The organism is Alteromonas sp. AO-Serp (assembly GCF_017849675.1).
In the GTDB taxonomy this organism is placed as follows: domain Bacteria; phylum Pseudomonadota; class Gammaproteobacteria; order Enterobacterales; family Alteromonadaceae; genus Alteromonas; species Alteromonas macleodii.
Genome location: NZ_JAFLMX010000133.1, coordinates 1 through 7502, shown reverse-complemented (window position 1 = coordinate 7502; position 7502 = coordinate 1). Strand labels below are relative to the sequence as shown.

Genomic DNA, 7502 nt, shown 5'->3' with positions numbered 1-7502 from the left:
TACAATGAAATGAGACCGCACTTAGCATTAGATATGGAAACGCCTAACGCAGTGCATAATAGAAAAGGCCAGCTTCGAGAGCTGGCCTAATAACTGTCAACCTATATTAGGACGACACACACTTGATAAAAACAACTGCCTGCTGTTGTCTAACAAAGCGAGTCCTATCTTTCGATAAGGGTAGTAATAACCTTTATCTCTTATTCAATATTCAATCGGTATTCCAATGTGATGTTGGCATTAAGAAGTTGAGATACTGGGCAATTTTCTTTTGCTTCCTGTGCAATTTTCTCAAACTCATCTTCGGAAATCCCTTCAACCTCAGCATCTAAGCTTAGTGCCGATTGAGTTATTTCAAAGCCGTCATCGTTTTTCTCTAAACTGATTTTTGCAGTGGTATTTAACTCGCCGTCATTGTATCCCGCATCTGAAAGCGCAAAAGAAAGTGCCATGGTGAAGCAACTCGCATGCGCCGCACCAATTAATTCCTCGGGGTTGGTTCCCTTTCCATCTTCAAACCGCGTGTTAAAACCATAAGGCTGGTTCGATAAAGCACCGGTTTGTGTAGAAATGCTCCCCTTTCCCTTTTTACCTAGCGGTTTGTAAACTGCACTACCTGATTTGACTATCGACATATCATCTTTCCTTTCATTTTAACTAAACTGATTTTCATGTAGTTGGATAAGATGCAAGTGCTCTGCCGATCATAAGAAATCGCTCTATCCCTTGTCATAGCGGCTTTACAGCATCATCTTGTAAATGATGGAATCAGAGACAGTTCCCTTTTTGAAAGAAGACTACAGGGTGAGATGAAAATTTTACTTACCTCCTCCTAGTCTTTTTCAGTACCTATGCTTTCGCGCAAAGCCTCAAGCTTCGCAATGTGCGCTTAGAAAAAATGTGCGCTTGTAAAACAAAAATGGAATTAACTCGCTGCACCGCGATGAAATTAATTTCAGCTTAAACCGTTCTTTATTTGTTAACCGTATATCTTCGCAAACTGGGACCTGACGAATTAAACGCGAAGGTCGCTTCAACGTTAAACCAACACATAAAAGGTGAGTGATGAAATTAACACTTTCTGCAGTTTTAATTAGCACAGCGTTAAGCGCTTCGGTTTTTACGCCATCAACAAGTGCCGACGAGGCCATACTAGCTGGGGGCTGCTTTTGGTGCATGGAGTCTGATTTTGAAAAGCTAGACGGGGTTACTGATGTAGTGTCGGGGTTCACTGGCGGAAGCGCGCCAAATCCGACTTATAATGGCAATCACAAGGGACACTTTGAGGCGGTAAAGATCACCTACGACGGCGATATGCTTTCTTATAATGATATTCTCGATCATTTTTGGGTAAACATTGACCCTTTCGATGACCGAGGTCAGTTTTGTGATAAGGGACCCAGTTACTTAAGCGCCATCTTTGTAGCAAACGATAAAGAACGTGCTATAGCAGAAAAAACAAAAGCTGACGTGGTAGCCCAATTTCCCAATAAAAAGGTGGTAACGCCCATACTCGATGCTTCTACCTTTTATCCGATAAAAGGCGACGAAATTGGCCATCAAGATTTTTATAAAAAAAGTCCCGTTCGCTATAAGTTCTACCGATGGAACTGTGGGCGTGACCAGCGCTTGGAAGAAATTTGGGGCGAGAAAGCCTTGGGTAAGAATAAGTCTTAGCCCAGCAACTTAACATCTACGCCCAACGCTAAACCAAAGCGATACCAAAAGCCACACCAAAAGAAAGCACGCCGCAAAACACTGGCAGCCCTAAGCTTTTGAATTTGCGCCAAACAACCACAGTGACAACAGTGCCTATTGCCGTTGCAATCCAACTCGCCGCTGACGGTACTTTTGGAATAAGTGACGCTCCAAGCATGGCGGCAATCATCAGCGGCCCTAACACGCTTAGCCACGCAGGTAAGCGCGCTTCGGTGTTATTCGCTTTGTGCTTATTAAAGTGACGCTGAGTCCACAGCAACGGGCCTACGCGCAATGCATATGTCCCGATGGCTGCAACAACAATGGCTATCCAGATATCAACGTGCATGAGATTGCTTCCTTTCAACGTGCGAGGTAAGAAAATAAAAGGTTATCGCACCGCATAGTGCTGCCAACGGAATTGCAGCGTTTTTAAAGGCGCTGAGAGCCAAAAAGAGAGCCGCCGTCATTGTAACGAGCAAGGTAGCGCTCCACAGTTTACTTGAGAATTTAGGCGCGAGTAGCACAAGGAAAAGTGCAGGTAAAGCAAAGGGCATCACGCTGTCTAATATTGGCCATTGTTGGGTAAGGGAGTCCCCTGCGATACCGCCAAGCGCTGTCCCTACGATCCAACTAAGCCACGCCACCATCGATACACCTTTAAACCAATCTACCTTTTTAGCATCGTCCATTAGCGGCAAGCGAGTATGGGCTAGCGCAAAAATCTGGTCAGTAAGGCCGTGCATTAAATAGGGCCAAGCTTTACTTTGCGGTAAATAAGGCACCAAGTTGGGCGCATAAACCACATGACGTACATTAACTAATAACGTCATACAAACCGCTAGCCAAAGTGGCGCACCTGATGCCACCATGGCTACCAAAAGAAACTGCGACGCGCCTGCGTAAATGAATATGGAAATTAGCGTGGCTTCCAGCGTAGAAAAACCGGCTTGAACTGCGATCACGCCAAATGAAATGGCTACCGGAATATAGCCACCTAACAAAGGTAACCCGTCAATAACCCCTTGCTTAAGTCCACTTTTTGATGAAAGTTGGCTCATTCCTTTGCCTCTTTGTGATAAACGATTGTGATAAGACATGTCGCCCACTCGTCTCCCGTTTTGTATACGTGGGGCAAATCAGCGTTAAATGCTAAACTTTGACCCGGATGCAGCCATTGAGTATTTCCACTATTCCCAGCTTCTAGAGAGCCGCTAACAACGGTAATCGTTTCTTCTGTTCCTGTGGCGTGAGCTTCTGCCTCTCGAAAAGTATTGGGTGCAACCGACATCCAATAAGCATCAACGTTCGGGATACCTTGTCCTTGCTCAATTAAACGAACTTCTACGCCCTTTTCTCCAACGCTTGCGCTAAGAGGCTGAACTAGCTGACCGAACGGAACGTCCAGTTGTTTAGCCAACCGCCAAATGGTGTCTAGCGTCGGGTTGCCGTTGCCCTGCTCCAATCTTGAAAGGTTAGATTTAGCGATACCTGCCCCTGCTGCCAATTGCGACAGCGAGACACCTTTGTCTTGCCTGAGTTTCTGCAAATGCCTTCCGAGGATGTTGAGCGTTGATTGATTCACACCTTACCAATTTAATGTTGTTCCATTTAAAGAACGTTCTATATATAGAACACCTCAAAGTCAAGAAGTTTGTTTTCAATGGAGGCATAGATACGGCGTTGTGCTCACGCCACGATTGGAAAACGTGACAAATGTTAAAAGATGACAAAGGGATGAACTAAAAGGTAACCAATATTTGTGCACAGAAAACAGTCACCTTCGCTTTTTATAAACGCCCATTCGACTTTCTAACGCAAAAGGTCCGACGTAATTTATTAACATAAGCACTACATTTAAATCGCTGAATTGATTAAGAAACCTTATCAGTTACCGTTACTTGCTATCTGAGCGATGCTACGATCTCTTGCATTAAACGAATACGAAAAGCACGAACCTGTGGGCTATTGATCATTGCTAAATATTACCGACGGTTGCTAAATATTATCGATGATAAGGGCGACTATTCGAAGAGAACCGGCAAACATTCCGTTGAGCCGGTTTTTGCGTTTCATCAAAGCGCTAGTCTGCTGAGCGTCTTTTATCTTTGATGAAACACAGACATTGTAAAAATGCACAGCAAAGCTCAACAGACCCTCGCTAAAACAGCCACTAAGTACGTGATTGAACTCAATGAACAAAAGGACGTTTATGACGAATCAAACTGACAAGATTCTTTCTGACCAAGCCTCTTCAAAGCAGGCCTATTCAGAGCAGCACTCAGCGTTGGGTGAATACTCACTGGCCACTATAACCTTTTGGCTGGCTTTCGGAACCTTTGTGATTGGTTGCAGTGAATTTGCGGCAATGGGTTTATTACCTTACTTTGCAGAAGATTTTGGCATTACTGAAAATGTCGCCGGTCACGCAATTAGTGCTTATGCCATTGGTGTTGTAGTGGGCGCGCCGCTTATCACTATCTTTTTTTCCAGGCTTGCAAGACGCACCATGCTTATTTCCATGATGGTATTTTATGCTGGCGGAAACTTACTAACAGCGCTAGCGTGGTCAGAATGGACAATGAACATAGCGCGCTTTATTGCTGGCCTACCTCATGGCGCTTACTTCGGCATTGCCATGCTCTTTGCTGCAGACATTGCCGGTAAGAATAAACGGGCGCAAGCAGTCAGTAACGTCATTTTAGGCTTGGCTATTGCCAATATTATTGGTGTGCCGTCAATTAGCGGTATTGGGCAAATGTTCGGATGGCGCACTGGCTTCTTTATTATTTCAGCCTTTGCGCTAGTTACTGCATTAATGGTTTGGAAAACCGCACCGTACCGCGGCCCTAATCCAGATGCCAAACCACTAACCGAGCTTAAAGCTCTGAAAAACAAAGATGTGCTGCTGGTACTACTTATGGGCGCGATTGGCTTTGGTGGTATGTTCTCAGTTTATTCTTATTTCAGCGCCTCTTACCTCAATACAACCTCATCACCTGAGTGGGGAATCTCGGCCACATTGCTTATCTATGGCATAGGCGTAACCTTGGGCAATATTATTGCAGGCCGCTATTCTGAAGGCAGGCTACTGACGTCAGCGATTACGTTTCAGGTTTTACTAGGCCTATCAGCTGCAGCTTACGCTGCGTCGATGGGGAATCCATACTTAATGGCAGCATCACTGTTTTTCATTGGTATCGGTGGTGGCATGGTGGTGCCGCTGCAAACAAGGCTTATGGACGTCGCTGGCGAGGCTCAGACTTTAGCCGGCGCCATGAACCATGCGGCTTTTAACACCGCTAATGCGCTTGGCCCTTGGTTGGCAGGAATGACACTGTCAGCAGGTTATGGCTATACATCAACGGGTTGGGTAGGCCTAGCGCTTGCCGGTGGTGGTGTACTGGTGTGGCTGGCCATTGTTATGACTGCTCGCAATACTCAAGTACAAACAGCAACCGTATCTGGTTAAATGAAGGTTTAGCGCTGACAACCTTTGTTGTCAGCGCTTGTTAGTTGTATTCCCTCGGTATTACTCGGCGTCGTTTTCACGATCAGAGTTATTGCAAGAAGCACTTCCCCATACATCTTCGGGAATGTCTCTTTTGGGCGCTGGCGCACTAGCTATCGCTTCAGCCTGCTTCTTCTCTTGATTTGACCACTTAACACGAATTTTCTTACCGTCGATAACTTTGGCGTTAAGTTTTTCAATGGCTTTATCGGTTTCTTCTTGCGTGCTCATTTCTACGAAACCAAAGCCTTTCGATAAGCCAGTAGCCTCATCCATCACCAAGTCGCACGACGCTATGGTGCCAAACTCGAAAAACAAGTCTTCAAGATTCTCCTGAGTAAATGTTTTAGGTAAATTGCGAACTAATATGCTCAAATTTATGTCCTACTTTTAAGGTGATTATGGATGAACGGGTGTTATTAACTTTCCTGGTTACGCAGAAACACAAGTTCCGTTGATGAACTTTGTTCTTCGCTAAACACATAGCCATCTACGTCGAAGTTTTTCAGACCTTCTACGTCTTCTACACGGTTTTCAAGAATATAACGCGCCATTAAACCACGGGCTTTCTTCGCAAAGAAACTGATAATTTTATACTGACCATTCTTGCAGTCTTTAAACGTTGGCGTAATGATCATGCCATCTAAAGACTTTTTCTTCACTGCTTTAAAGTACTCATTTGAAGCAAGGTTGATCAACACATTGTCACCCTGTGCTTCTAATGCCTTATTTAGCACATAAGTAATGCGATCATCCCAAAACGCATACAGGTCTTTACCTTCAGGGTTTGCTAATTTAGTACCCATTTCTAAACGATAGGCCTGCATTAAGTCTAGAGGACGAAGCAATCCGTATAGGCCAGACAGAATTCGAAGATGTTTTTGCGCATATTCGACCGTTTCGCTATCAAGCGAGTAAGCATCTAACCCAGTGTACACATCACCATTAAACGCATACATTGCTTGGCGTGCATTATCGGGCGAAAACGGCGTAGAAAACTCAGCAAAACGGTTGGCGTTCAACGTTGCTAACTTGTCGCTTATCTTCATCAGCGATGATAAGTCAGCAGGCGATAAGGTGCGGCAAACTTCCATCAAACGTTCAGTGTCTTCAAGCATGGCAGGCTGAGTGAACTGGCTCACAGGAATTTCGCTTTCAAAATCTAAATTTTTTGCTGGGGATACTACAACTAACATTTCGACTCCTTAATTTTTACGCTGGTATTGTACCACCTGATACGCTCCAAAAAGCAAAATGGCATAAGAAAGACGTAAATTGGCTTAACAGAGAAATCCGATTAGCCATTTTGTCGCTATTCAATGTATGAATTGTCACACGGGTTTGATATAAATAGCGTTACAAATAATTATTCAAACAATAATTGAGATACACCCTCCGTGAACGTACCTCAATTACCAAAGCGCTGCATGTACCAGTACTTATTAAAGAACTAAGAACTGGTAAAAAAGAACGCAAGCGCGAAGCCCTACACACGCGCAAGCGAACCGTTTTATTCAACTGGCTTTTCCAGCGAGTTGTCCAAATTTATTTTGATAAAGAACAGAGAGAATTATGAGCAATCAGTTAGCTTCATTACGTGATATCACTACCGTTGTTGCCGACACGGGCGACATCGATGCCATTAAAAAGTATCAACCAGTCGATGCCACAACTAACCCGTCGCTACTTTTAAAAGCGGCTGGTCTTCCTCAATATGCAAGCCTAATTGATGATGCAGTAGCATGGGCAAAACTTCAGTCAAACGACGCTGACCAGCAGCTTACTGATGCAGCAGACAAACTAGCGGTAGCGATTGGTAAAGAAATCTCTGCCACTATTCCTGGGCGAATCTCAACTGAAGTAGACGCTCGCCTATCGTTCGACACTGCCGCCACTATCGAAAAAGCGGAACGTTTGGTTCAGCTATATGAAGACGCGGGTATCGATAAGTCACGCATTCTTATTAAAATTGCCTCTACTTGGGAAGGTATTCAGGCAGCAGAAGAGCTAGAGAAGAAAGGCATTCAGTGTAACTTAACGCTTCTATTCAGCTTCGCCCAAGCACAAGCTTGTGCAGAGGCCGGTGTTTATCTTATCTCTCCATTTGTAGGGCGCATTTTAGACTGGTACAAAAAAGCGACCGGTACTGAGTCTTACGCACCAGATGAAGATCCAGGCGTAGTATCTGTAACTAAAATTTATAACTACTACAAAGACCACGGCTACAATACCGTAGTGATGGGCGCAAGCTTCCGTAACATTGGTGAAATTCAAGCGTTGGCAGGTTGTGATC

The 7502-nt window shown here is 44.5% G+C and carries 9 protein-coding genes; 3 read left to right on the top strand and 6 right to left on the bottom strand.

Features of this window, described 5'->3' with window-relative positions:
• Positions 1 to 200 precede the first annotated feature (200 nt).
• A complete protein-coding gene (locus QVA83_RS09845) occupies positions 201 to 635 on the bottom strand; it encodes an OsmC family protein (protein ID WP_069944790.1) in 435 nt (144 codons plus the stop codon).
• A 430-nt stretch (positions 636 to 1065) separates the two neighbouring features.
• Between QVA83_RS09845 and msrA the strand changes: the two genes are divergently transcribed.
• Positions 1066 to 1677 (top strand): peptide-methionine (S)-S-oxide reductase MsrA, encoded by a 612-nt coding sequence (gene msrA, locus QVA83_RS09840; RefSeq protein WP_069944791.1) that lies wholly within the window; start codon positions 1066 to 1068, stop codon positions 1675 to 1677.
• Positions 1678 to 1705: 28 nt separating this feature from the next.
• Here msrA and QVA83_RS09835 read toward each other — a convergent pair whose 3' ends face one another.
• Genes QVA83_RS09835 through QVA83_RS09825 form a run of 3 tightly spaced genes read right to left on the bottom strand, consistent with a single transcriptional unit; the run spans position 1706 to position 3247 of the window.
• A complete protein-coding gene (locus QVA83_RS09835; protein WP_069944792.1) occupies positions 1706 to 2047 on the bottom strand; it encodes an AzlD domain-containing protein in 342 nt (113 codons plus the stop codon).
• On the bottom strand, positions 2037 to 2759 hold the full coding sequence (locus QVA83_RS09830) for an AzlC family ABC transporter permease (protein WP_061095739.1): 723 nt from the start codon (positions 2757 to 2759) through the stop codon (positions 2037 to 2039). The genes QVA83_RS09835 and QVA83_RS09830 overlap by 11 nt, the downstream gene beginning before the upstream one ends.
• Positions 2756 to 3247 (bottom strand): helix-turn-helix domain-containing protein, encoded by a 492-nt coding sequence (locus QVA83_RS09825; protein ID WP_080589203.1) that lies wholly within the window; start codon positions 3245 to 3247, stop codon positions 2756 to 2758. Before QVA83_RS09825 ends, QVA83_RS09830 begins: the two co-directional genes overlap by 4 nt.
• Positions 3248 to 3910: 663 nt before the next feature.
• Between QVA83_RS09825 and QVA83_RS09820 the strand changes: the two genes are divergently transcribed.
• On the top strand, positions 3911 to 5170 hold the full coding sequence (locus QVA83_RS09820; RefSeq protein WP_039232054.1) for an MFS transporter: 1260 nt from the start codon (positions 3911 to 3913) through the stop codon (positions 5168 to 5170).
• Positions 5171 to 5230: 60 nt separating this feature from the next.
• Here QVA83_RS09820 and QVA83_RS09815 read toward each other — a convergent pair whose 3' ends face one another.
• Together QVA83_RS09815 and yaaA are read right to left on the bottom strand one after the other, a co-directional pair.
• The gene (locus QVA83_RS09815; protein ID WP_014950480.1) at positions 5231 to 5584 is read right to left on the bottom strand and encodes an RNA recognition motif domain-containing protein; all 354 of its coding nucleotides are present in this window, start codon (positions 5582 to 5584) and stop codon (positions 5231 to 5233) included.
• Between the two features lie 44 nt (positions 5585 to 5628).
• Positions 5629 to 6405, bottom strand: coding sequence for a peroxide stress protein YaaA (gene yaaA, locus QVA83_RS09810; RefSeq protein ID WP_014950481.1), 777 nt, complete (start codon positions 6403 to 6405; stop codon positions 5629 to 5631).
• A gap of 376 nt (positions 6406 to 6781) precedes the next feature.
• Here yaaA and tal point away from each other — a divergent pair.
• Positions 6782 to 7502, top strand: a 721-nt coding sequence (gene tal / locus QVA83_RS09805) for a transaldolase (RefSeq protein WP_287498421.1), incomplete at its 3' end; no start/stop codon positions are given.